General features: G+C 72.7%; 22 protein-coding genes and 1 pseudogene. 10 read left to right on the top strand and 13 right to left on the bottom strand.

The genetic code is table 11. The annotated features are described in order from the left end of the window. Nucleotides 1–45: 45 nt before the first annotated feature. Nucleotides 46–1,359, bottom strand: a pseudogene (locus tag ACFYON_RS04410) (M14 family metallopeptidase); the annotation flags it as partial. A 206-nt stretch (nucleotides 1,360–1,565) separates the two neighbouring features. Between ACFYON_RS04410 and ACFYON_RS04405 the strand changes: the two are divergent. After that, complete coding sequence (locus ACFYON_RS04405) at nucleotides 1,566–2,906, top strand: C39 family peptidase (protein ID WP_387188850.1); 1,341 nt, start codon at nucleotides 1,566–1,568, stop codon at nucleotides 2,904–2,906. Between the two features lie 71 nt (nucleotides 2,907–2,977). Here ACFYON_RS04405 and ACFYON_RS04400 read toward each other — a convergent pair whose 3' ends face one another. From ACFYON_RS04400 to mqnE, 3 genes are read right to left on the bottom strand one after another with little or no spacing between them, the layout of a single operon-like run. Further along, on the bottom strand, nucleotides 2,978–3,256 hold the full coding sequence (locus ACFYON_RS04400; protein WP_354867766.1) for a DUF4229 domain-containing protein: 279 nt from the start codon (nucleotides 3,254–3,256) through the stop codon (nucleotides 2,978–2,980). 26 nt (nucleotides 3,257–3,282) lie between these two features. After that, nucleotides 3,283–3,711: a hypothetical protein gene (locus tag ACFYON_RS04395; protein WP_354867764.1), complete on the bottom strand. Its 429-nt coding sequence runs from the start codon at nucleotides 3,709–3,711 to the stop codon at nucleotides 3,283–3,285. A gap of 7 nt (nucleotides 3,712–3,718) precedes the next feature. Further along, a complete protein-coding gene (gene mqnE / locus ACFYON_RS04390) occupies nucleotides 3,719–4,888 on the bottom strand; it encodes an aminofutalosine synthase MqnE (protein WP_354867762.1) in 1,170 nt (389 codons plus the stop codon). Nucleotides 4,889–5,108: 220 nt separating this feature from the next. Between mqnE and ACFYON_RS04385 the strand changes: the two genes are divergently transcribed. The 3 genes from ACFYON_RS04385 (at nucleotide 5,109) to ACFYON_RS04375 (ending at nucleotide 10,440) form a co-directional block, all read left to right on the top strand. Then, nucleotides 5,109–6,755 (top strand): NlpC/P60 family protein, encoded by a 1,647-nt coding sequence (locus ACFYON_RS04385; protein ID WP_354867760.1) that lies wholly within the window; start codon nucleotides 5,109–5,111, stop codon nucleotides 6,753–6,755. A gap of 109 nt (nucleotides 6,756–6,864) precedes the next feature. Then, nucleotides 6,865–8,445 (top strand): hypothetical protein, encoded by a 1,581-nt coding sequence (locus ACFYON_RS04380; RefSeq protein ID WP_354867758.1) that lies wholly within the window; start codon nucleotides 6,865–6,867, stop codon nucleotides 8,443–8,445. 189 nt (nucleotides 8,446–8,634) lie between these two features. Beyond that, a complete protein-coding gene (locus ACFYON_RS04375) occupies nucleotides 8,635–10,440 on the top strand; it encodes a DEAD/DEAH box helicase (protein ID WP_354867756.1) in 1,806 nt (601 codons plus the stop codon). An 80-nt stretch (nucleotides 10,441–10,520) separates the two neighbouring features. On the opposite strand, the gene ACFYON_RS04370 is transcribed toward ACFYON_RS04375, so the two are convergent. Both ACFYON_RS04370 and ACFYON_RS04365 read right to left on the bottom strand, forming a co-directional pair. Continuing rightward, a complete protein-coding gene (locus ACFYON_RS04370) occupies nucleotides 10,521–10,742 on the bottom strand; it encodes a hypothetical protein (RefSeq protein WP_354867753.1) in 222 nt (73 codons plus the stop codon). Next, nucleotides 10,735–10,986: a flavin reductase gene (locus ACFYON_RS04365; protein WP_354867752.1), complete on the bottom strand. Its 252-nt coding sequence runs from the start codon at nucleotides 10,984–10,986 to the stop codon at nucleotides 10,735–10,737. The genes ACFYON_RS04370 and ACFYON_RS04365 overlap by 8 nt, the downstream gene beginning before the upstream one ends. Nucleotides 10,987–11,171: 185 nt before the next feature. On the opposite strand from ACFYON_RS04365, the gene ACFYON_RS04360 reads away from it, so the two are divergent. From ACFYON_RS04360 to ACFYON_RS04350, 3 genes are all read left to right on the top strand, one after another. Further along, entirely contained in the window at nucleotides 11,172–11,387 is a 216-nt protein-coding gene (locus ACFYON_RS04360) for an AlpA family transcriptional regulator (RefSeq protein ID WP_036311366.1), read from the top strand. A 34-nt stretch (nucleotides 11,388–11,421) separates the two neighbouring features. Then, entirely contained in the window at nucleotides 11,422–11,631 is a 210-nt protein-coding gene (locus tag ACFYON_RS04355; protein WP_041798756.1) for an AlpA family transcriptional regulator, read from the top strand. 79 nt (nucleotides 11,632–11,710) lie between these two features. After that, complete coding sequence (locus ACFYON_RS04350; RefSeq protein WP_387188852.1) at nucleotides 11,711–12,331, top strand: putative glycolipid-binding domain-containing protein; 621 nt, start codon at nucleotides 11,711–11,713, stop codon at nucleotides 12,329–12,331. Between the two features lie 29 nt (nucleotides 12,332–12,360). Here the strand turns inward: ACFYON_RS04350 and ACFYON_RS04345 are convergent, their stop codons facing one another. Genes ACFYON_RS04345 through ACFYON_RS04335 form a run of 3 tightly spaced genes read right to left on the bottom strand, consistent with a single transcriptional unit; the run spans nucleotide 12,361 to nucleotide 14,806 of the window. Next, on the bottom strand, nucleotides 12,361–13,452 hold the full coding sequence (locus ACFYON_RS04345) for a PLP-dependent cysteine synthase family protein (RefSeq protein ID WP_387188853.1): 1,092 nt from the start codon (nucleotides 13,450–13,452) through the stop codon (nucleotides 12,361–12,363). 10 nt (nucleotides 13,453–13,462) lie between these two features. Beyond that, nucleotides 13,463–14,305: an SDR family oxidoreductase gene (locus ACFYON_RS04340; protein ID WP_354867745.1), complete on the bottom strand. Its 843-nt coding sequence runs from the start codon at nucleotides 14,303–14,305 to the stop codon at nucleotides 13,463–13,465. A gap of 42 nt (nucleotides 14,306–14,347) precedes the next feature. Beyond that, the gene (locus ACFYON_RS04335) at nucleotides 14,348–14,806 is read right to left on the bottom strand and encodes an Lrp/AsnC family transcriptional regulator (protein ID WP_354867742.1); all 459 of its coding nucleotides are present in this window, start codon (nucleotides 14,804–14,806) and stop codon (nucleotides 14,348–14,350) included. A gap of 255 nt (nucleotides 14,807–15,061) precedes the next feature. On the opposite strand from ACFYON_RS04335, the gene ACFYON_RS04330 reads away from it, so the two are divergent. Further along, nucleotides 15,062–15,328 (top strand): BldC family transcriptional regulator, encoded by a 267-nt coding sequence (locus ACFYON_RS04330; protein WP_013473529.1) that lies wholly within the window; start codon nucleotides 15,062–15,064, stop codon nucleotides 15,326–15,328. Nucleotides 15,329–15,378: 50 nt separating this feature from the next. Here the strand turns inward: ACFYON_RS04330 and ACFYON_RS04325 are convergent, their stop codons facing one another. After that, nucleotides 15,379–16,023: a UbiX family flavin prenyltransferase gene (locus ACFYON_RS04325; RefSeq protein ID WP_354867738.1), complete on the bottom strand. Its 645-nt coding sequence runs from the start codon at nucleotides 16,021–16,023 to the stop codon at nucleotides 15,379–15,381. A 141-nt stretch (nucleotides 16,024–16,164) separates the two neighbouring features. On the opposite strand from ACFYON_RS04325, the gene ACFYON_RS04320 reads away from it, so the two are divergent. Next, on the top strand, nucleotides 16,165–17,130 hold the full coding sequence (locus ACFYON_RS04320) for a terpene synthase (RefSeq protein WP_354867735.1): 966 nt from the start codon (nucleotides 16,165–16,167) through the stop codon (nucleotides 17,128–17,130). A gap of 45 nt (nucleotides 17,131–17,175) precedes the next feature. Here the strand turns inward: ACFYON_RS04320 and mqnP are convergent, their stop codons facing one another. The 3 genes from mqnP to ACFYON_RS04305 are packed head-to-tail and all read right to left on the bottom strand — an operon-like array spanning nucleotide 17,176 to nucleotide 20,143. Further along, nucleotides 17,176–18,081, bottom strand: coding sequence for a menaquinone biosynthesis prenyltransferase MqnP (mqnP, locus tag ACFYON_RS04315; RefSeq protein ID WP_354867732.1), 906 nt, complete (start codon nucleotides 18,079–18,081; stop codon nucleotides 17,176–17,178). Then, a complete protein-coding gene (locus ACFYON_RS04310; protein WP_354867729.1) occupies nucleotides 18,081–19,538 on the bottom strand; it encodes a menaquinone biosynthesis decarboxylase in 1,458 nt (485 codons plus the stop codon). The genes mqnP and ACFYON_RS04310 overlap by 1 nt, the downstream gene beginning before the upstream one ends. A 47-nt stretch (nucleotides 19,539–19,585) precedes the next feature. Then, on the bottom strand, nucleotides 19,586–20,143 hold the full coding sequence (locus ACFYON_RS04305) for a carboxymuconolactone decarboxylase family protein (RefSeq protein WP_354867726.1): 558 nt from the start codon (nucleotides 20,141–20,143) through the stop codon (nucleotides 19,586–19,588). Nucleotides 20,144–20,206: 63 nt separating this feature from the next. Between ACFYON_RS04305 and ACFYON_RS04300 the strand changes: the two genes are divergently transcribed. Then, on the top strand, nucleotides 20,207–20,677 hold the full coding sequence (locus ACFYON_RS04300) for a MarR family winged helix-turn-helix transcriptional regulator (protein ID WP_354867723.1): 471 nt from the start codon (nucleotides 20,207–20,209) through the stop codon (nucleotides 20,675–20,677). Nucleotides 20,678–20,714 lie beyond the last annotated feature (37 nt).

Here is a 20,714-nt window from a genome sequence, read left to right as displayed (position 1 = left end):
CCCCGGCGGGGGTGGAACCGGGGTTCCCGCCCGGTGGTGAGGTCAGCAGTACTGGCTCTGCTTGCCGATCGCCCGGTACGGGCAGTCGGCGTACTCGGACAGCAGCAGCACGGCCTCCCGGTTGCGTGAGGTCTGCGCCGGGATGACCTCGTCCGGCGGGTAGAAGCCGCCGCCGGAGGACGAGCCGGGGTACATCTCGAAGGTGTACGCCCAGATCTTGTGGGTGCCCCACATCCAGTCGATGCTGGTGCCGTCGGCGATGTAGAGGTCGCTCGACTGTTCCGGGGTGTAGTTGTTCGTCGCCGCCAGCTGCCGACCGATGGTGGCGAAGGTGTTGTACTGGTCGGTGTTCATCCCGGTGGCGGTGTTGTTGTACGTGTAGCCGTACGGCCAGAGCACCAGCTGCGAGTAGGTGTGGAAGTCGATGTTCGCCTTGATCTGCTGCACCCCGCCGACGACCCGGCTGTTCACGAAGTTGCGCAGCGCGGCGGTCTCCGGGGCGGAGAAGGCGGACGGGCCCCGGTAGGTCTCCGACGACTTGGTGCTGGACGAGCCGCCGCAGCAGCCCCACTGGTAGCCCCAGTTGCGGTTCAGGTCGGTGCCGACGGCTGTCGATCCGCTGTTTGGCTGCCGGTTCTTGCGCCAGGACCGGTAGGAGCCGGTCGCGATGTCGTACTCGCTGCCGTCCGGGTTGACGGTGGGGACGATCCAGATCTCCCGGGTGTTGACGATGCTGGTGATCCGGGAGTCGCTGCCGTAGTTGTCGGTGAAGAGGTTCAGCAGGTAGATCGCCATCTCGACGGTCAGGTGCTCGCGGGCGTGCTGCTGGGCGTTGAACAGGATCTCCGGCTCGGCCTCGTCGGTGGCGACGTTGTCGGAGATCTTCACCGCCATCAGGTCCCGGCCCTGGTAGGACGTGCCGATGCTCAGCTTGCGGGCGATGGTCGGGTGGTCGGCGACCACCTTGTTCACCACGGTGGTCAGCTCGGCGTAGTCGTGGTAGTTCGAGTCGGCGGACGGGAACGCGTTGGCGGTCATGCCCCCGTCGGCGGGCGCCGGCGCGACGTCCTTCTCGAGCCGGAATCCGAGCCGGGTGATCGCGTTGGCCTCGGCCCTGGTCGCCGTGACGTGCAGCACGCCGTGCTCGGAGTAGTCGATGGCGGCGCCGGTGGAGGCGACGGCGGTGCGGTCGGCCGCGGTGCGCGGGCCGAGCACCCGGTAGGCGACGCTGGTCGGTTCACCGGAGCCTTCCGGTGCGGGGCGGGCGACAGCGGGCGCGGCGGCCGCGGCGACGATGGTCAGGCCGACGGCGGCGGCGAGCGCCAACCGGCGGCGGAGCGGAGAGGCGCGGAAGGCCATTGACAAACCTCCTGGGGGTACGGGAGATCCCGTTGTCCGCACACTCCACCAGGAGACACATGGTCATATCAATATCTGTCTCTCTCTTTAGCCATCCCGGCCTGATCGTCACTTCGGCAATGATTTTCTGTGCCTGAACATCTGGCGAAACTTCCCGCCAAGCGCCACAGTGAACGGCAACGATGCCGTCTCCCTGTGGAGCTGCCATGTTCGGAAGACCCATGCGCGCGGCCGCCCTCGCCGGGCTCACCGCGCTCACCCTCCTCGGCACCAGCGCACCGGTCCAGGCACAAGCCGCGCGGCCGGGCGTCACGCACGACGAACAGATCACCTTTCAGGAGTTCTCCCGCTTCCCCGACTGGCGTAGCGGCACCCACCAGGGCACCCGCGCCGTACCGGGCCGCCACCCGGCGCTGACCATCGACCGCCCGGCGGGGACCACCGAGTTCACCGACGAGCACACCGGCGCCACCCGCACCTGGGAGTACGCCACCTGGACCTCGCCCGAGCGGCGGATCGGCTTCGACGCCACCGAGATGGTCGCGTCGTGGAACGCCGCCACCCCGGCCGGCACCTGGATCCAGGTCGAGCTGCACGGCACGTACAACACCGGGGCACAGACCCCGTGGTACGTCATGGGCCGCTGGGCCTCCGGCGACCAGGACATCAAGCGCGCCACGCTGGACGGCCAGGGCGACCCGTGGTCGAGCATCTGGACCGACACGTTCTCGATCGACGACGCCGACGCCGGGGTGCTGCTGCGCTCGTACCAGCTGCGGCTGACCCTCTACCGCGCGCCCGGCCAGGCCGCCACGCCGCAGGTCCGGATGCTCGGCGCGATGGCGTCGAACGTGCCGGACCGGTTCACCGTCACCCCGAGCCGGGGCGGCATCGCCTGGGGCACGGAGCTGGCCGTGCCGCGCTACTCGCAGAACATCCACATCGGCGAGTACCCGGAGTACAACGGCGGCGGCGAGGCGTGGTGCTCACCCACCTCCACCGAGATGGTGGTCGAGTACTGGGGCCGCAAGCCCTCGGCCGAGGACACCTCCTGGGTCGACCCCTCCTACGCCGACCCGACTGTCGACCACGCCGCCCGGATGACCTACGACTACGAGTACGAGGGCGCCGGCAACTGGCCGTTCAACACCGCGTACGCGGCGAGCTTCCCCGGCCTGGAGGCGCGGGTCACCCGGCTGCACTCCCTGGACGAGGCGGAACGCTTCATCAAGGCGGGCATCCCGGTGGTGACCTCGCAGTCGTTCCTCGCCAGCGAGCTGAACGGCGCCAACTACGGCACCTCCGGGCACCTGTTCGTGATCGTCGGCTTCACCGCCGAGGGCGACGTGATCGTCAACGACCCGGCGTCCTCGTCCAACGACGCGGTCCGCAACGTCTACAAGCGGGAGCAGTTCGAGCAGATCTGGCTGCGCACCAAGCGCTACCGGGCCAACGGCACGGTGGCCTCCGGCTCCGGCGGCATCGCGTACCTGATCAAGCCGGCCGACCGGCCGTGGCCGGTCGTCCCGGGCTCGACCAACTGGTGACCGGCTCGACCAACTGGTGAACGGTGAGGGGCCCGGCGGGACGTCGTCCGCCGGGCCCCTCACCCGCCCGCTCAGCTGTCGCGGCGCTCGGCGTCCGGCTCGGCCTGGTCCTCACCGGCCAGCGCCGAACGCAACCGGTCCTTCTCGGCGCGACGCCGCTCCGCGGCCTCCGCCATCTCTCCGGCCATGTCGTCCCGCAGACCCTTCAGCAGGAAGAACGACAGCGTGGCGGAGAAGATCAGCGCCAGCATCAGCCGCAGGAACATGTTCATGTCGACGAACCAGAGGGCCGCCAGTACGACGACGAACAGCCCGATCCGGCCCAGCGTGTACTTGAGCGCCGCGCTCATTCCCGCATTCCCACTCTCTTCGTGCCTCAGCCCGTACGCCGGGCCAGCCAGTGCACGCCATGAAACCAGACGACCGCGTAGACCACGGTGAACACCGCCGCGGCCAACGCTCCGGTGAACAACGCGGGCAGCCCCGAGGCCAGCCCGGCCGCCAGCAGACCGGCGAGTACGCCGAGCGCGATGCCGGCGAGCGCGGCCACCACCCGGGCGGCGCCGAACTCCCAGGCCCGGAACTCGTCCCAGAACAGCCAGAGCGGCAGGATCACCGCGAGCCAGCCGTTCGTGCCCCCGAAGCCGCTGTCACCGATGGTGGCGAACGCGAATTCGAAGACCAGCAGCGCCAGCACCCCGATGACCAGGCCGGCCAGGCTCACGCCGAGCAGGTCACCGAGGGTGAGGATGCGCCCCTCGGCGTCGCGCCGGGGGAAGGCGCGCTGCTGTTCCTCGCCGCTCATCGCCAGGTCAGGCCCAGACCTGCTGCGGCTCGGACCGGCGCTCCGCCGGCGACGGGGGCGCGTCGTACTCGCGGACGATCTCGTAGCGGGTGTTCCGCTCGACCGGACGGAACCCGGCGTCCCAGATCATGTGCAGCAGGTCGTCGCGGTGCATGGTGTTCGGCGTGCCGTACGAGTCGGCGTCGTGCGTGATCTTGTATTCGACGACCGAGCCGTCCAGGTCGTCGACGCCGAAGTTCAGCGAGAGCTGCGCCACCGACAGGCCGTGCATGACCCAGAAGCACTTGACGTGCGGCACGTTGTCGAACAGCAGCCGGGAGACCGCGAACGTCTTGAGCGACTCGGCCGGCGAGGCCATCGTGGTCCGGGCCTGGATCCGGTTGCGGATCTTGCCGTCCGCCGAGTCGACGAAGTCGTGCTGGTAGCGCAGCGGGATGAAGACCTGGAAACCGCCGGTCTCGTCCTGCAGCTCACGCAGCCGCAGCACGTGGTCGACCCGGTGCCGGGGCTCCTCGATGTGGCCGTAGAGCATGGTCGACGGCGTCTTCATGCCCTTCGAGTGGGCCAGCCGGTGGATGCGCGACCAGTCCTCCCAGTGGCAGTTGTGGTCGACGATGTGCTGGCGGATCTCCCAGTCGAAGATCTCCGCGCCGCCGCCGGTCAGCGACTCCAGGCCGGCGTCCATCAGCTCGTCGAGGATCGCGTCGGCGGTGAGCCCGCTGATCTTCTCGAACCACTGCACCTCGGTCGCGGTGAACGCCTTGAGGTTGACCTTCGGCAGCGCGGCCTTCAGCTCGCGCAGCACCTTCGGGTAGTAGCGCCAGGGCAGCGTCGGGTGCAGGCCGTTGACGATGTGCAGCTCGGTGAGCTGCTCGTCCTCCATCTCCTTGGCCTTGCGGACCGCCTCGTCGATGCGCATCGTGTAGGCGTCCTTCTCGCCCGGCTTGCGCTGGAACGAGCAGTACGCGCACGACGCCGAGCAGACGTTCGTCAGGTTCAGGTGCCGGTTGACGTTGAACATCACCCGGTCGCCGTTGAGCTCGGTACGCCTGTGGTGGGCCAGCCGGCCCAGCCAGGTCAGGTCGTCGCTGGCGTAGAGGGCGATGCCGTCCTCGCGGGTCAGCCGCTCCCCCGCGTACACCTTCGCCTCGAGTTCGCGCTTGAGTCCGGCGTCCATCCGTTGGCCACGTCCTTCCACCTGGGTTCCCGATCGAGCCTACGTCGCGGGTCCGACCGCCCGCCGACGTGGTGCGCCGGTTCACCGGCCGTCACGCTCCGCACATCGACATCCTCGCAACCGTGAGGTAAGACAGGGTGGGGCGGAACACACACCAGGGCCGTCCTGTCCCGACACGCCCCACCACGCGTGACGGACCCCAGACCGGACGGGGAGCGGAATGGCGCACAGCACCAAGGCCCGACGGCGACGAGCACGGCAGCCGGTGATCTCACCGATCCTGCGCCCGGCGCTCTGGTCCGCCCTCCTGGGTGCGGTTGCGGCCGCGGCGCTCGCCACTCCGGCATGGGCCGACCCGCTGCCCGACGCCGTGCCCGACACCGGCTCGCGGCCGCAGGTCACCGGCCCCCTGCAGCTGCCCGGCTCGTCCGGCGCCGTCCGCGGCGTGCCCGGCACCGTCCCGGGTCTGCCCGGCACCGTTCCCGGCGTGCCCGGCACCGTCCCGGGTCTGCCGGGCACCGTTCCCGGCGCCGTCCCGGGCCTGCCCGGCGCCACCGGCGTCACCAACCCCGCCGACGGCCCGCTGATCGCGCAGATCAACCAGCTCGACGCCCGGGTCACACTGCTCGGCGAGGAACTGCTCCGGATCAAGACCGAGCGGGACGCCGCACAGACCGAGCTGACCCAGGCCGCCGCCCGGCTCAAGGAAGCCCGGGACGCGCTCACCCGCGCCCAGGAGAACGCCAAGAGCGCCGCCGCCGACGCGGTCAAGGCGGACGCGGCGCTGCCGCCCGGCGAGTTCGGCGCCAGCCTGCGTGACTTCGCCAACCTCCAGCGCATCACCCGGGGCGACAAGGCCGAGGGCGCCACGACGTCGGTGACCGGCGAGCTCCTCCGCGCCACGAGCGCCGAGCGGATCGCCCGGGAGGCACACGACTCGGCCCAGCGCCGGGCCACCGAGAAGGGCGCGGCGTTCACCCGCGCCGAGTCCGACCTGCGCAAGCAGGAGACCACGCTCGTCGCGCTGCGCAAGGAGAACGCGGCGAAGCTCCTGGAGATCGAGCGCCTGGCGGACGCCGCCGAGCAGCGGCTCGGCACCTCGTACGTGGTCGACCAGAGCATCGACGGCCTGGCGGCGGACCCGCGGGCGCTGGCCGCCGTGCGCTACGCCCTCGCCCAGCTCGGTGACCCCTACCTGTGGGCCGCCGAGGGCCCGGACCGGTTCGACTGCTCCGGCCTGATGCTCGCCTCCTACCGGGCGGCCGGCTACCGGGGTCTGCCTCGCGTCGCCAAGGACCAGTACTTCGCCACCCGTTCCCGTACCGTCTCGCCGAACGCCCTGCTCCCCGGCGACCTGCTGTTCTTCGCGTCGAGCAGCAGCTGGACGAGCGTCCACCACGTCGCCATGTACATCGGCAACGGCAAGATGGTGGAGGCCCCACGGACCGGCGACGTGGTCAAGATCTCGGTGGTCCGCTGGTCCCGGCTCTACGCCGCGACCCGGGTGATCGGAGCGGTACCCGGCCCGGCCACTCCCGTACCGCCGCCGCCCGTGCCGACCACGCCGGCCACACCGAAGCCGTCGACCACGCCGAAGCCGACGCCCACCACGCCGAAGCCGTCGACCACGCCCAAGCCGACGCCCACCACGCCGAAGCCGACCACGCCCACGCCGAAGCCGACGACGTCCAGCCCGGCGCCCACCACGCCGCCGCCCAGCGAGTCGGCGGAGCCGGAGCCGGAGCCCAGCCAGAGCGCGAGCGCCGAGCCGGACACCAGCAGCGCCGCACCGAGCAGCAGCAGCGCCGCCCCGTCGAGCAGCACGTCCGGCAGCGGCTCGGCCAGCCCGAGCAGTAGCGCCGACTGACCCGACCGCCGCTCCGGCTGTGTTCCCGGGCCGGAATATGGCACGGTGAGATCCAGGCACTTCCGGTCGGCGCCACGGCCGGAGGCGAGCGTGGGTGCGGAGGGGCGAGATGGGCGAGCAGGACGTTCGGACGGAGAAGGCCCACCCGGGACCGACGCCCGACCCCGCCGACCCGACCGGCGACGACCACGGGTCGGCCCTCGCCGGGCCGGTGGCAGTCGCGCGGGCGCGGGTATCGGTCGCCGGCGCGGCCGTACCGCCGCCCGCCGGTGCCGAGCAGCCGCTTCCGCAGTCCACCCCCACCACCTACCGGGCGGGCACCCCGGCGGACACCCCGCCGCCGCTGGACCGGCGCCTGCCCGGCGCCACGGTGCCGCCGTCCAGTTGGTCCGCCTTCTCGGTGGCCGAACGTCAGGCGATGCCCCAGCCCGTCACCGCGCCCGCCGAGCCGGACGGCGACGCCTCCGCGGGCACGCCCGGCGGTGCTCCGGCTGCCATCCCGACACCCCGCGTCTCCGGTTCCGCACGTGTGCCCGCACCCGCTCCGCCGGAAGCGGCCGCGCCGGCCGACGCCGCGAGCCGTGCGGACGACCGGCCGGACCGCGACACCGCACCCGCCCGGCAGGCGGACGCCGCCCCCGCACCCCCGGCAGCCGGGTCCGCCGACACGCCGCCGGCCCCGACCGCTGAGCAGGTCGGAGCACCCGCCCGGGCCAGCGCGTCGGTGCCCGGGCTGAGCCGCGTCTCGGCCGAGGAGGCCGCGGCGTCCGTGGTGGCCGCTCCGCCGGCCGCCGCCACTGTCTACCGGGCCGGGCCGGTGAGCCCGGAACCCCCGGAGCCGGTCCAGCCGCCGGAGCCCGCGCAGCCTCCGACGCCGAACGGCCCGGAGCCCGAGCCGGCGCCGACCCCGGTGCCGGGTCCGACGCCGCCGTCGGTACCCGAGCCGGAACCTCCGCTCCGGCCGACGCCACCCCTGCCCTCACCGCCCGCGCCCACCCCTCCGGCGCCGACGCCACCCGGGCCGGTTCCGCCGGTCCCCGGGCCGCCGGTGCCACCGCCGGGGCCACCGGTACCCCCGCCACCGGCCCCGCCGGGACCGATGCCCGCGCCGCCGTTCCCGCCGCCGCCGGCGATGACCGGCGCTCCGGACCCACTGCCCGCGCCGCTGTTTCCCGCCCCGCCGGCCACCCCGGCGTTTCCGCCCGCGCGGGCGGCCGTACCGAGCCCGCCGGCCCCGCTCATCGCGCCACCGGCCGCGCCCGCCGAGGCGCAGCCCTCGTGGGCCGCCGCGCCCATGTCGGACCCGCCGCCGCCCGTGGTGCCGGCCCCGGCACTGCCGACCTGGCCGCCGCCGGCCGCGCCCGCCCGCGACGCCGGCGCGACCCGTCCGGTACGCCCGCAGCCCGCCGGTCCGGACCTCGCCGCCACCGCGTACGGCGGGACCGACGGGCCCGGTTTCGCCACCGTGTCGTTCCCGCAGGGCAACCCGCTGGAGAACTCCGGCTCCCTGACCGGGCACATCCTGGCCCAGGGCTGGTCCGAGGACAGCCCGGCCGCCCGGGGTGGCAACACCAAGGTGATCATCGTGTTGGCCCTCGCGCTGGCCCTGCTCATCGGGATCAGCCTGCTCGTGGTCTTCCTGGCCAACGACGCGTTGAGCGGCCTGACCGGGACCATGCTCATCGAGTGACAGGGGTGAGCCCGCCCACTACCGCCTCGCGCTGCCCTGGCGAAGTGGGCGATTCGCCGTACACTTATCTGCGATCACTGACCCGGCGCGCCCCGACTGCGCGCCCATGGGCGATCTTGCGGGCGATTCGGCGGCGTGACAGGCCGCGGCGGGCCATCGCGAAGATGCGCCCCGCTCGAGAGGCATTTCTTGACCACGTTCGCTGAATCCAGCACGTCACCGTCCGTCGACCCGACCCCGGAGAACATCGACTTCGCCTCCCTCGGCCTGCCCCGGCAGGTCGTCGAGGTGCTCACCCGGCAGGGCATCACCACCCCGTTCGAGATCCAGCGGGCCACGCTGCCCGACTCGCTCGCGGGCCGCGACGTCCTCGGCCGGGGCCAGACCGGCTCGGGCAAGACACTCGCCTTCGGCCTCCCGGTGATCGTCCGGCTCGCCGACCGCAACCGGGCCCGGCCGCTGCACCCGCGCGCCCTGGTCCTGGTCCCCACCCGGGAACTCGCCATGCAGGTGAACGACGCCCTGGTGCCGCTCGGCAAGGCGGTGGGCGTGTTCCTGAAGACCGCCGTCGGCGGTGTGCCGTACGACCGGCAGATCGACGCGCTACGCCGTGGCGTGGAGATCCTCGTGGCCACCCCGGGACGGCTCGGCGACCTGATCGAGCGCGGCGTGTGCCGCCTCGACGACGTCGAGATCACCGTGCTGGACGAGGCCGACCAGATGGCGGACATGGGCTTCCTGCCCGAGGTCATCAAGCTCCTGGCGAAGACTCCGGCGGACGCGCAGCGGCTGCTGTTCTCGGCCACTCTGGACGGCGACGTCGACACGCTCGTCAAGCGGTTCATGACCGACCCGGTCACGCACTCGACCGCACCGGCCACCGCCGCCGTGTCCACCATGGATCACCACCTGCTGCTGATCCCGCCGCACGACAAGTTCGCGGTCGCCGCGTCCATCGCCGCCCGTGAGGGCCGCACCATGCTGTTCGCCCGTACGCAGCTCGGCGTGGACCGGCTGGTCGAGCAGCTCGCCGCCGTCGGTGTGCGGGCCGGTGGGCTGCACGGCGGCAAGACCCAGCGCGTGCGCACCAAGACGCTCGCCGAGTTCCGCGAGGGCCGGACGCCCGTGCTGGTCGCGACCGACGTGGCGGCCCGGGGCATCCACGTCGACGGCGTCTCGCTGGTGCTGCACGTGGACCCGCCGAAGGACCCCAAGGACTACCTGCACCGGGCCGGTCGTACGGCTCGGGCCGGCGAATCCGGCGCGGTGGCGACGCTGGTGCTGCCCAAGCAGCGCCGGACCACGCTGGCCATGATGGAGAAGGCGGGCGTCGAGCCGGCCGAGACCCGGGTCCGGGCGGGCGACGAGGCGCTGGCCGAGCTGACCGGCGCGCGCGAACCCAGCGGCGTACCGGTCCGGGACGAGCCGGAGCAGCGACGCGGCGGCCCGCGTCGCTTCGGCGACCGCGACGGCCGGGGCTTCGACCGCGGTGGCCGGGGCTTCGGTGGCGGACGCGACTTCGGCGACCGTGGCGAGCGCCGTTTCGGCGACCGGCCGGCGGGCGACCGGTTCGCCGAACGCGGCGGTGACCGCCGGTTCGGCGACCGGCCGGCGGGCGAGCGCTACTCGGGCGAGCGGTCCGGCGGCGAAGGCCGCTTCGGGCGGCCGGAGCGCCGCGACGACCGGAGCTTCGGCGAGCAGCGGTCCGATGACCGCGGCCAGCACGGTGAGCGGTCCGAGCGGCCGTACGGGGACCGGCAGCGGCCGACGGCCGGGCGCGGGTACGACCGCGACGAGCGTCGGTACGACGACCGGCCGAGCGCCTCGCGCGGCTTCGGCGACCGGCGCCAGGAGGACCGCCCGCACGCCGAGCGGCGTTTCGGTGACCGGGGCGACGCGCGGCCGGCCGAGCGCCGGGGCGGTTTCCGGGCCGAGGGACGGGGCCGGGACGACCGGCGCGGCTTCGGCGGGCGCCCGCCGGCACGTACCCACTGATCTGAGCGCGACCAACCACCGCCGCCGCCGAGCACCCGCTCGGCGGCGGCGGTGCGTCTGTGGTGATTTCGGCTCCCGTTCTAGCTGCGCGGTGCGAGGACGGGGTATCGCCGGGTCGGCTCGTTCCACAGCGACAGGCGATGACGAGGCCGCCAATCGGGCGGTGGCGTCGGGATGGTCTTGCCGATGGTCTGCCGGAGGCTGCGCCGAGCGGACCGGCCCCACGACCAGGCGACCCAGCAGCCGAACGCCTGGGCGATGACGGCGGCCAGCAGCAGCCCGGTGCCGATCGGGTCAGACATTGCGCACCGACCGCAGCCAGCCCAGGAACCGGATGTGCATCTCGGCGGGACACGGCGGCTCGGAGTAGAGCCTGGTCAGGTCGATGGTTGCCTGCCGCATCAGGACAGCCAGATCGACGGCGAGGTGGCGCCGGTCGTGCTTGTAATCAGCGACCAACTCGACCTTGGCGTTCTCGCACGGCCAGTTGAGCAGGTCTGCCGTACAGACCCAAAGGGGTTTCAGCGGAGCGTGGCGCTGGGTCACTCGGGGCCTCCTGCAGGCCTCGGCGTCCAGGTGGCACCCCCGCCCGCCGCGAACTCGCCACCGGACGGGGGGCTGATCCATCAGATCGCTCACTCGCCCCCCTGTCAACATTGACGGGCCAACGTAGGTGGGGCCATTTGTTCGCGTCACCATAGTCGGGCCGGCCCGCTCCTACCTTCGAAGTCGTGACCAAGGAGACGGGACCGGGCGAACTTGTCGCGGCCGGTGAGATCTTGAAGATGCTCGGCGTGGGCAGATCGAGATTCCGCGAGATCCGGCGGCACCCCGCATTCCCCGCGCCGTATCAAGAGCTGTCGGTCGGCGCGGTCTGGTTGAAGCGGGACGTCGAGCGGTACATCCGGGAGCACCGGCCGCCCCGGCCTGCGGACGACGACGAGTAGCCCGAAGAGGCATGACCATGACTCCCTTCGGCGTGTGAGACGACCACGCCTGTACGGGCCCGGCGAGCTGGCCGCCCTGTTCGGCGTATCGCGTCAGCGGGTCCTGCAGATCACTCGCCGTCCCGGGTTCCCGGAGCCGCTCGCCCGACTGATCGGCATGAACGTCTGGGATGCGGATGAGGTCGACGAGTGGGCCCGCCACAACCGGCCGCCCCGCCCCACTGAGGGCGACGAGCAGGGGTAGGCAGGCAACAAGCCCGGGACCGGCGGCGGCGTTCGCGCATCCGCTGCCGCCGACCGCCGGGTCGCGTAACGTCCGGACCATGCCGAAGTCGCTCTTCTGGGCCCGGACCGACACCGCCGGCTCCGAGCACGTGGTGCTCGACGACGGTCAGGGGCTGACCGCGCAGGGTGTGGCGCTCGCCGTGGATCCGATCCCGTACACGTGCCGGTACCGGCTGGCCGTCGGGCCGGACTGGTCGACGAACCGGCTGGAGGTCGAGGCCGAGGGCGCGGGCTGGTCGCGGAGCGTACGCCTGGAGCGGGGCCGGGACGGGTGGCGCATGCGTACCGGCGAGGAGGGTGACCTGGACGCGGCGCTGAGCGCGGCGGGCCATCCACCGGCGGGCCTGCCGGGCACCGACGACCCGGGACGGCTGGTCGAGGCACTCGACGTGGACCTGGGTGGTTCCCCGCTGACGAACACGCTGCCGATCCGCCGCATCGGGCTGGGCCGGCTGCCCGCCGACCTGGCGACCGCCGTGAACGTGGCCTGGGTGCTGCTGCCCGGACTGGCCGTGGTGCCCGCCGAGCAGGTCTACACCTCGCTGGGCCCGGGCCGGATCCGGTATTCCAGTGACACGTTCACGGCCGACCTGGAGGTCGACCCGGACGGCTTCGTGGTGCGCTACCCGGGGCTGGCCGAGCGGGCCGAACCCCGCTGACCGGCCTCGCCGGCAAGCTGGAACCAGGCTCAGGCCGGCCAGGCGCCGTCGGCCAGGAAGCGGTCGATGGCGGCGAGGTGCGGGGCGAGGTCGAGGCCCTGCGCGGCTACCCACTCGTCGGAGTAGTAGGTGTCGCCGTACCGGTCGCCCGGGTCGCAGATCAGCGTGACCACCGAGCCGGTACGCCCGGCGGCGCGCATCTGCGCGATCAGCCCGAACGCGCCCCACAGGTTGGTGCCGGTGGATCCGCCCACCAGGCGGCCGAGCACCGCCGAGCCGGCCCGCATCGCGGCGAGCGACGCGGCGTCCGGCACCTGGACCATCCGGTCCACCACGCCGGGCAGGAAGGACGCCTCGACGGTGGGCCGCCCGATGCCCTCGATCCGCGAGCCACGGTCGGTGCACACCGACCAGTCACCGGCCTGCCAGGCGGGGTAGAACGCGGAGTTCTCCGGGTCCACCACGCAGAGTTTGGTGGGCAGCCGACGGTAGCGGGCGTAGCGGCCGATGGTGGCGCTGGTGCCGCCGGTGCCGGCGCCGACCACGATCCAGGCGGGCACCGGGTGCCGTTCCAGCGCGAGCTGGGCGTAGATCGACTCGGCGATGTTGTTGTTGCCCCGCCAGTCGGTGGCGCGCTCGGCGTACGTGAACTGGTCCATGAACCGGCCGCCGGTGTCCTCGGCGAGCCAGCGCGCCTCCACCACCACCTTCGCCGGGTCCTCGACCAGGTGGCAGCGCCCGCCCTGGAACTCGATCTGGGCGATCTTCTCCGGCGAGGTGGAGGCGGGCATGACCGCGATGAACGGCAGTCCGAGCATCCGGGCGAAGTACGCCTCGGAGACCGCCGTCGAGCCGGACGACGCCTCGACGATCGTGGTGTCCGGGCCGATCCAGCCGTTGCAGAGCCCGTAGAGGAACAGCGAGCGCGCCAGCCGGTGCTTCAGCGAGCCGGTCGGGTGCACCGACTCGTCCTTGAGGTAGAGGTCGATCCCCCAGTCCCGGGGCAGCGGGAAGGGCAGCAGGTGGGTGTCGGCGGAGCGGTTGGCGTCCGCCTCGACGGCGGCGATCGCCTCGGTCACCCAGCGCCGGCTGGCCTCGTCGCACCGGTCGAAGTGAGTCACGTCGGCAACGTTACAAGCGAGGTGGCCTCGCGTTCCCCTGGACCCGACGAGCCTGCCGCCGCTGACCGGCCCGGCCGGTGGCCCGGATCACCGGCGTGAGGGCCAGGGCGAGCCGGGGGAAGGCGTCGAGCAGCCGTACCTGCGCGCCGCGCCAGCGCGGCAGGCTGACCACCGGCCGGGGCCGGCGGGCCAGCCGGACGGCCCGCGCGGCCACCCGCTCCGGCGCGAGCAGCGAGCCGGTGAACGACGCCAGCGCTCCCGGATCGTCCAGCTTGTCGTGCAGCATCGGCGTCCAGATCCCGTCCGGGCACAGGCACGACACGTGTACGCCCCGGACGCCGGCCATCCGCAGGTCGCTCAACGTGCCGAGGCTGAACGCGAGCAGGGCGTGCTTGCTGGCCGCGTACACCGTCTCGCCCGGCGCGGCGATCAGCCCGGCCAGCGAGACGACGTTGAGGACGTGGCCGCGGCCCTGTTCCCGCATCACCGCGACGGCGGCGAGCGTGCCGTTCATCGCGCCGAGCGCGTTCACCTCGGCCACCGCGCGCCGGGTGGCGGCGTCGTGCGCCCAGGACGGGCCGGTGACCAGGATGCCCGCGTTGTTCACCCAGAGCCCGAGGCCGCCCGGCGCGGCCGCCGCCTCGGCGGCGACGTCCGCGCAGGCGGATTCGTCGCGTACGTCGAGCGGGCGCGACCAGCCACCCAGCGGCGCGGCGGCTTGCGCCACGGCGCCGGCATCCACGTCGGTGAGCAGCACGTTCCACCCGTCGGCGTGCAGCGCGGCGGCGATCGCCCGCCCCAGCCCGCCGGCCGCACCGGTCACCACGGCGGTACCGCGTCCAGAGCTCGTCATCGGCGCACGGTAACCGCAACCCCCACGCGGAGGCCAGAGGCGTCAGGCGGTGGGGGGTCCCAACGCCTGCGGGCGGTTCTCCCACTTGGTCGACAGGGCGATGCTGGTACGGGTGGACGCCACACCGGCCGTCCGGTTAAGCCGGACGATCAGCTGCTCCAGCTCGGCGATCGTGCCGACCCGCGCCTTGAGCAGGAAGGACTCGACGCCGGCCATGAAGTAGCAGGACTCGATCTCGGGGATGCGGCGGAACGACTCCAGCACCTCGTCGGTGTCCGCGTCGGAGTCCTCGATGATGCCGATGAGCGCTGTGACGCCGAGCCCGATCGACTCCGGCTCGACCTCGGCCCGGTACGCCCGGATCACGCCGCTGGACTCCAGCTTGCCGACCCGCTCGTGCACGGCCGGGGCGGAGAGGCCGACCTGACGGGCCAGCTCGGCGTACGACAGACGGGCGTTGCCTCGCAACAACTCCACGAGGCTCAGGTCGATCGTGTCCACGGAGAGTGACCCTATCCGCTCGGCGGCTACCGAACGCGATCGGTACCCGCGGCCGGTCCCTTCACAAACGTACGATCAGGGGGTTCTCCGCCGGTACCATTTCCTAACTTCCCAGTGTGTGCCTTTTTCGCGTTTGGCGGACACGTCCGGTAGCCGGTGCTGTAATTGCCATACGTCCCTCATGACGGCTCTGGGCTCGCACCGGCCGGGGGCAGTGTGTTCAGCCGAGGGCTTCGTCGACGCGAGGAGGGGGCTGTGGACACTGGAGATCGCCTGCTGACGCCGGGTGAGGTCGCTGCGCTGTTTCGGGTGGACCCGAAAACCGTGACCAGATGGGCAGCGGCCGGCCGGATCGGCAGTATCCGGACTCCAGGAGGGCACCGCCGGTTTCGGGAATCCGAGGTGCGGGCCCTGCTCGAGGGGGAGGGCATGCTGGACGAGGCGGAGGACATGGGCAAGGCCCGCAACATGGGCCCGACCGCTTCCACCGGCCCCGGACCGGCGAACGCCGGCATGTACTGAGCGTGGGGGGGCGCGGCCGATCGAGGCCGCGCCCCCGCACGTCGGGCCCGTCAGTCGGCGGCGGCCTCCCGGCGACCGGCGGCCAGCTCGCCGGACCACCGCCGGAACAGCGTGTGCTCCACGCCGAGCGCGTCGAGCACCTTGCCGGCCACGAAGTCCACGAGCTGCCCGGCGGACGCCGCCGCGCCGGCGCCGTAGAAGCCCGGACTGGCCGGCAGCACCACCGCCCCGGCGTCGTGCAGCGCGACGAGATGTTCCAGGTGACTGCGGGTCACCGGCGTCTCCCGGGGCACCACGACGACCGGGCGGCGCTCCTTGAGGTTCACCTCGGCGGCGCGCTGGAGCAGGTCCTTCGACAGCCCGATCGCGATGCCCGCGCACGCGGCGGTGCTGGCCGGCACCACGGCCATGCCGCGTACCGGGTAGGAGCCGCTGCTCGGGCCGGCGGCCAGGTCGCCGGCGGGCCAGTGCCGCAGGTCGGCGCCGGTGAGGTCGCGGTCGAGCCAGGCGGCCAGGTCCTCGGCCCAGTGCGCGTCCCGGAACGGCCGGCCGGTCTCGTCCAGCACTGTGAGCCGGGCCGCCCGGGAGACGATCAGGTCCACCGCCTGGCCGGCGTCGAGCAGTGCCCGGACGACAGCCGCCGCGTACGGCGTGCCCGAGGCTCCGGAGACACCCACCACCCATGGTTCGCGCATGCCCCAAGCGTGCCTGGTCGCGGCGGGCGCCGGGCGGGGACCCCCGTTCGGTCGGCCCGCCCGGGATGTCCAGCGGGTTCACGGAACGCCCCACGGCATGAAATTCTTCGATCGACGACGACTTCCACGGAAGGGCCGGTCATGACGGGGACGGTGCTGCGGGCGCTCCGCTCCGACTGCCCCATCGCGCCCCGCATCTCCCCGTACGCCGACCAGGTGCAGGGCTGGCTGGTGGAGCACGTCGACCGGCTCGGCCTGCCGGCGGACCCGGCGAAGCGGCGACGGCTGGCGCGGGCCGGCTTCGCCCGGTACGCCGGTCGCCTCTACCCGGACGCCGCCGAACCGGACCTGCGGGTGCTCACCGCGCTGTTCACCTGGTTCTTCCTGGTCGACGACGCCTGCGACGGGCGGGACGGGCTGGCCCCGGCGCAGATCCGCGCGTTGCGCGACGGTGCGCTCGCGTTGCTGCGGGAGGGGCCACGCGCCCGCCACCCGGGCTTCTCCGGCCCGCTGCGCCGTCTGCTGGTGCAGGCGTGGCGCGAGCCGCGCCGCCGGATGCCGGCCCGGTGGCGGCTGCGTTTCGCCGACGCGGTCGCCGACCACCTCGACGGGGTGCACCGGGAGGCCACCGCCACCACGACCGGGCGACCGCCGGGCGTCGCCGAGTACGTGCGGCTGCGCCGGGCCACGTCGGCGGCGTACGTCTCGTACCCACTGATCGAGTTCGCGTCCGGGCGGCCTCTGCCCGACGCGGTCTACCACCATCCGGCGCTGCGGCGGCTCGCCGGCCTGGCCAACGACCTGCTGTCCTGGTTCAACGACATCGCCTCGCTGGAACGCGACCGGGCCACCGGCGGCGGGCACAACCTGGTGCTGGCGGTGGCCGCCGAGCGGGGCGTGCCGGTGCCGGCGGCGCTCGACCTGGTCGCCGGGCACTGGCGGGCCGAGATGGGGCGATTCGTCGTGCTGCGCGCGGCGACGCCGTCGTTCGGCCCGGCGCTCGACCAGGCCGTCGCCACCCATCTCGACGGCTTGGCCGCCGCCGTGCGCGGCACAGTCGACTGGACGCTGGAGAGCGCGCGCTACCCGGTCGGCGCGACGCCCTGACCCGTCCGGGCGGCAGGCCCCCCGGCGAGAGCCGCGGGCTCCCGGCTACGGCCGCAGGCCGAGGCGGATCACCAGGTCGAGCAGGGCGAGGACGAACAACGCGATGCCGACGAACCCGTTCGCGGTGAAGAACGCCCGGTTGACCTTGCTCAGGTCGGTGGGGCTGACCACCATGTGCTGGTAGGCGAAGGCGACAGCGGTCAGCGCCAGCCCGATCCACCACAGCCAGCCGAAGCCGACCCAGGCGCCGAACCAGATGAACAGCGCGAACGTCACCACGTGCGCGAGGGTGGAGGCGTGCAGCGCGAAGCGCAGCCCGTACCGGGCGGGGACGCTGTGCACCCCGATCTCCCGGTCCACGTCGGCGTCCTGGCAGGCGTAGATCAGGTCGAATCCGCCGATCCACAGGCCGACGGCGGCGCCGAGCAGCCAGGCCGGGCCGGAGCCGTCGAGCGTGCCGGTGACCGCCAGCCAGGCGCCGACCGGGCCGACCGCCTGCGCCACCGCGAGGATGGCGTGCGGCCAGTTCGTGAACCGCTTGCCGTACGGGTAGACCACGAGCGGCACCACGGCGAGCGGCGCGAGCACCAGGCAGAGCGGGTTGAGCAGGGCGGCGGCGGCCAGGAACACCACGAGCGCGACGGCCGCGCCGGTCCAGGCCGTCCGCACGCTCACCGCGCCGGTGACCAGTTCCCGGTTCGCGGTACGCGGGTTCCGCGCGTCGATCCGCCGGTCCAGGATGCGGTTCGCGGCCATGGCGAACGTCCGCGCGCCGACCATCGCCACGGTGATCAGCAGCAGGTCGAGCCAGTCCACCCGCCCGCCGTCGAGCTGCATCGCGGTCAGCGCCGACAGGTACGCGAACGGCAGCGCGAAGACCGAGTGCTCGATGGCGACGAGCTTGAGGAAGGACGAGACCCTGCCGGGCCGTTCCTGTACTGCCGCCGTCATCAGATCCCGTATTCCTTCCAGCGCTTCTCGACGAGCGAGACCACCTCGGGCGACATGCGCATCTCCTCCGGCCAGCCCCGGCTGTAGCCCTCCTCGGGCAGCTTGCGGGTCGCGTCGATGCCCGCCTTGCCACCCCAGAACTGCTGGTACGAGGCGTGGTCGAGGTGGTCCACCGGCCCTTCGGTGAGCATCAGGTCGCGGGCGTAGTCGACGTTGCCGAAGGCGCGGAACGCGACCTCGTTGTAGTCGTGCACGTCGCAGTCCTCGTCGACGATCACGATCAGCTTGGTCAGCGACATCATGTGCGCGCCCCAGATCGCGTTCATAACCTTCTGCGCGTGCTTCGGGTAGCGCTTGCGGATCGACACGATCGCGCAGTTGTGGAAGACCCCGGCGGCGGGCAGGTCGTAGTCGACGATGTCCGGGATCAGGAAGCGCAGCAGCGGCGCGAAGATCCGCTCGGTGGCCTTGCCGAGGCCGTGGTCCTCCTGCGGCGGCTGGGACGTGACGATCGAGTGGTAGACCGGGTCGCGCTGCATGGTCATGCACTCGATGTGCATGACCGGGAACGGCTCGACCGGCGTGTAGAAGCCGGTGTGGTCGCCGAACGGCCCTTCGGGCAGCCGCTCGCCCGGCTCGATGTAGCCCTCCAGCACGATCTGCGCGTGTGCCGGCACCTGCAACGGGACGGTCAGGCAGTCCACCATCTCGACCCGCTCACCGGCGAGGAACCCGGCGAACAGGTACTCGTCGATGTCGGCGGGCAGCGGCGCGCTGGCCGAGTACGCCACCACCGGGTCCGCGCCGATCGCGATCGCCACCGGCAGCCGCTGGCCGAGCCGCTCGGCGACCGCGTGGTGCGCGGTGGAGTTCTTGTGGATCTGCCAGTGCATGCCGATCGTGTTGTGGCTGTGCTGCTGGAGCCGGTAGAGCCCGAGGTTGCGCTTGCCGGTCTCCGGGTGCTTGGTGTGGGTCAGCCCGAAGTTGTGGAAGATCCCGCCGTCACCGGGCCACACCTGCAACCCGGGCAGCCGGTTCAGGTCGACGTCGTCGCCGCGGTAGACGACCTGCTGGCAGGGGGCGGTCTTGACCTTCTTCGGCGGCATCGACTTGAGCTGCATGACCTTGCCCAGGCCGCCCATCATCCCGGAGAAGCCCTGCGGCAGCTCCGGCTTGAGCATGTCGCCGATCCGCGCGCCGATCTCGTCGAGGTGCTCCACCCCGAGCGCCATCGCCATCCGCTTCTCGGTGCCGAACAGGTTGATCGCCACCGGCATCTCACCCCGGGTGGGGCGCTCGAACAGCAGCGCGGGCCCGCCGGCCCGGACGGTGCGGGTGACGATCTCGCTGATCTCCAGCGTGGGGTCGACCGGCGCGCTCACCCGCCGCAGTTCCCCCGCACGCTCCAGCGCCGCGAGGAAGTCCTTGAGATCGGTGTACGGAAAGCGAGCCGCCATGCCCCCATCCTCCCGCACCCCCTTCCTCGGGTAAGGCGCGCCCCCGGTCAACAGGGGGCGGGCGTCCAGGCGTACGCGGCCAGCGGCGGGTCGAGCGGCGCCTCGGTGAGCCGGTTGGCGAACGTGGAGATCGTGTACGTGCCGATGCCGAGCACCACGTCCAGGGCGTGACGGCGCTGCCATCCGGCGGCGAGCAGCGCGTCCAGGTCGGCGTCGGGGACCGCGCCCCGGTGGTCGAGCACGGCGACGGTGAACCGGCGCAGCGCCTCCAGCCGGGGATCGGGCAGCGGCACACCGGTCCGCAGTGCCTCGATCAGCTCTGGCGCGGCGGCGTGCCGGACCAGCGCCGCGGTGTGCATGGCCACGCAGAGGTGGCAGCCGTTGCGGGTGGCGACGGTCAGCACCACCACCTCCCGGGCGACCGGGTCGAGGTCGGTGGCCTCGAACGCGGCGTTCGCGGCGAGGAAGCCCTTGAGCAGTTCGGGCGACCCGGCCATCAGGCCGACGGCAGCGGGCAGGTGGCCCAGCGAACGGCGCACCCCGGCCATGACCGGGCGGGCGGCGGCGGGCGCGGTGTCCGGCTCGTACGCGGTGAAGCGGGACATGACTGTGCCCCTCTCGTAAGATGGTCAACGTGGTTGACGAAATAGTAAACGTGGTTGTCGAACATGGCAACGCCTGACCGCCCCGGCTTCGCGCTGCCGCTGCTCCTGCTCGCCGGCTTCCGTACGCTCGTCGACGACCTGCACGCCGAGCTGGCCCGCCAGGGGCACCCCGAGCTGCGCCCGGCCCACGGCTTCGTCCTCCAGGCCGTCGGCCCGGCCGGCACCACCGCCTCCGACCTCGGGCAACGCCTCGGCGTCTCCAAGCAGGCCGCCGGCAAGACGGTGGACCGGCTGGTCGCGCTCGGCTACCTGGAACGCGTGGACGACCCCGCCGACGCCCGCCGCAGGCTGGTCCGGATGACCGCGAAGGGCCGCGACGGCCTGCACCGCTCGGCAGTCGTCTTCGACGAGCTACGGGACCGCTGGGCCGCGACGCTCGGCGCGAACCGGGTCGCCGCCATCGAGGACGACCTGCGACGGATGGTCCCCGCCGACGTGTTCCGCCTCGACGTCCCCGGCTGGTTCGGCGGATGACTTCGTCACTGACAGCTGCGCCGTCGGCGGTTCATCA

Origin of the sequence: Micromonospora sp. NPDC005686 (assembly GCF_042871665.1) — a bacterium.
Lineage (GTDB): Bacteria > Actinomycetota > Actinomycetes > Mycobacteriales > Micromonosporaceae > Micromonospora.
This window is presented reverse-complemented; position numbering and strand designations above follow the sequence as displayed.

What these genes read in the sequence shown, in the direction of transcription:
- ACFYON_RS04405 (WP_387188850.1), top strand. Translation starts at nt 1,566, where the DNA reads ATGTTCGGAAGACCCATGCGCGCGGCCGCCCTCGCCGGGCTCACCGCG.
- ACFYON_RS04400 (WP_354867766.1), bottom strand. Translation starts at nt 3,256, where the DNA reads ATGAGCGCGGCGCTCAAGTACACGCTGGGCCGGATCGGGCTGTTCGTC.
- ACFYON_RS04395 (WP_354867764.1), bottom strand. Translation starts at nt 3,711, where the DNA reads ATGAGCGGCGAGGAACAGCAGCGCGCCTTCCCCCGGCGCGACGCCGAG.
- mqnE (WP_354867762.1), bottom strand. Translation starts at nt 4,888, where the DNA reads ATGGACGCCGGACTCAAGCGCGAACTCGAGGCGAAGGTGTACGCGGGG.
- ACFYON_RS04385 (WP_354867760.1), top strand. Translation starts at nt 5,109, where the DNA reads ATGGCGCACAGCACCAAGGCCCGACGGCGACGAGCACGGCAGCCGGTG.
- ACFYON_RS04380 (WP_354867758.1), top strand. Translation starts at nt 6,865, where the DNA reads ATGGGCGAGCAGGACGTTCGGACGGAGAAGGCCCACCCGGGACCGACG.
- ACFYON_RS04370 (WP_354867753.1), bottom strand. Translation starts at nt 10,742, where the DNA reads ATGTCTGACCCGATCGGCACCGGGCTGCTGCTGGCCGCCGTCATCGCC.
- ACFYON_RS04350 (WP_387188852.1), top strand. Translation starts at nt 11,711, where the DNA reads ATGCCGAAGTCGCTCTTCTGGGCCCGGACCGACACCGCCGGCTCCGAG.
- ACFYON_RS04340 (WP_354867745.1), bottom strand. Translation starts at nt 14,305, where the DNA reads ATGACGAGCTCTGGACGCGGTACCGCCGTGGTGACCGGTGCGGCCGGC.
- ACFYON_RS04325 (WP_354867738.1), bottom strand. Translation starts at nt 16,023, where the DNA reads ATGCGCGAACCATGGGTGGTGGGTGTCTCCGGAGCCTCGGGCACGCCG.
- ACFYON_RS04320 (WP_354867735.1), top strand. Translation starts at nt 16,165, where the DNA reads ATGACGGGGACGGTGCTGCGGGCGCTCCGCTCCGACTGCCCCATCGCG.
- mqnP (WP_354867732.1), bottom strand. Translation starts at nt 18,081, where the DNA reads ATGACGGCGGCAGTACAGGAACGGCCCGGCAGGGTCTCGTCCTTCCTC.
- ACFYON_RS04310 (WP_354867729.1), bottom strand. Translation starts at nt 19,538, where the DNA reads ATGGCGGCTCGCTTTCCGTACACCGATCTCAAGGACTTCCTCGCGGCG.
- ACFYON_RS04305 (WP_354867726.1), bottom strand. Translation starts at nt 20,143, where the DNA reads ATGTCCCGCTTCACCGCGTACGAGCCGGACACCGCGCCCGCCGCCGCC.
- ACFYON_RS04300 (WP_354867723.1), top strand. Translation starts at nt 20,207, where the DNA reads ATGGCAACGCCTGACCGCCCCGGCTTCGCGCTGCCGCTGCTCCTGCTC.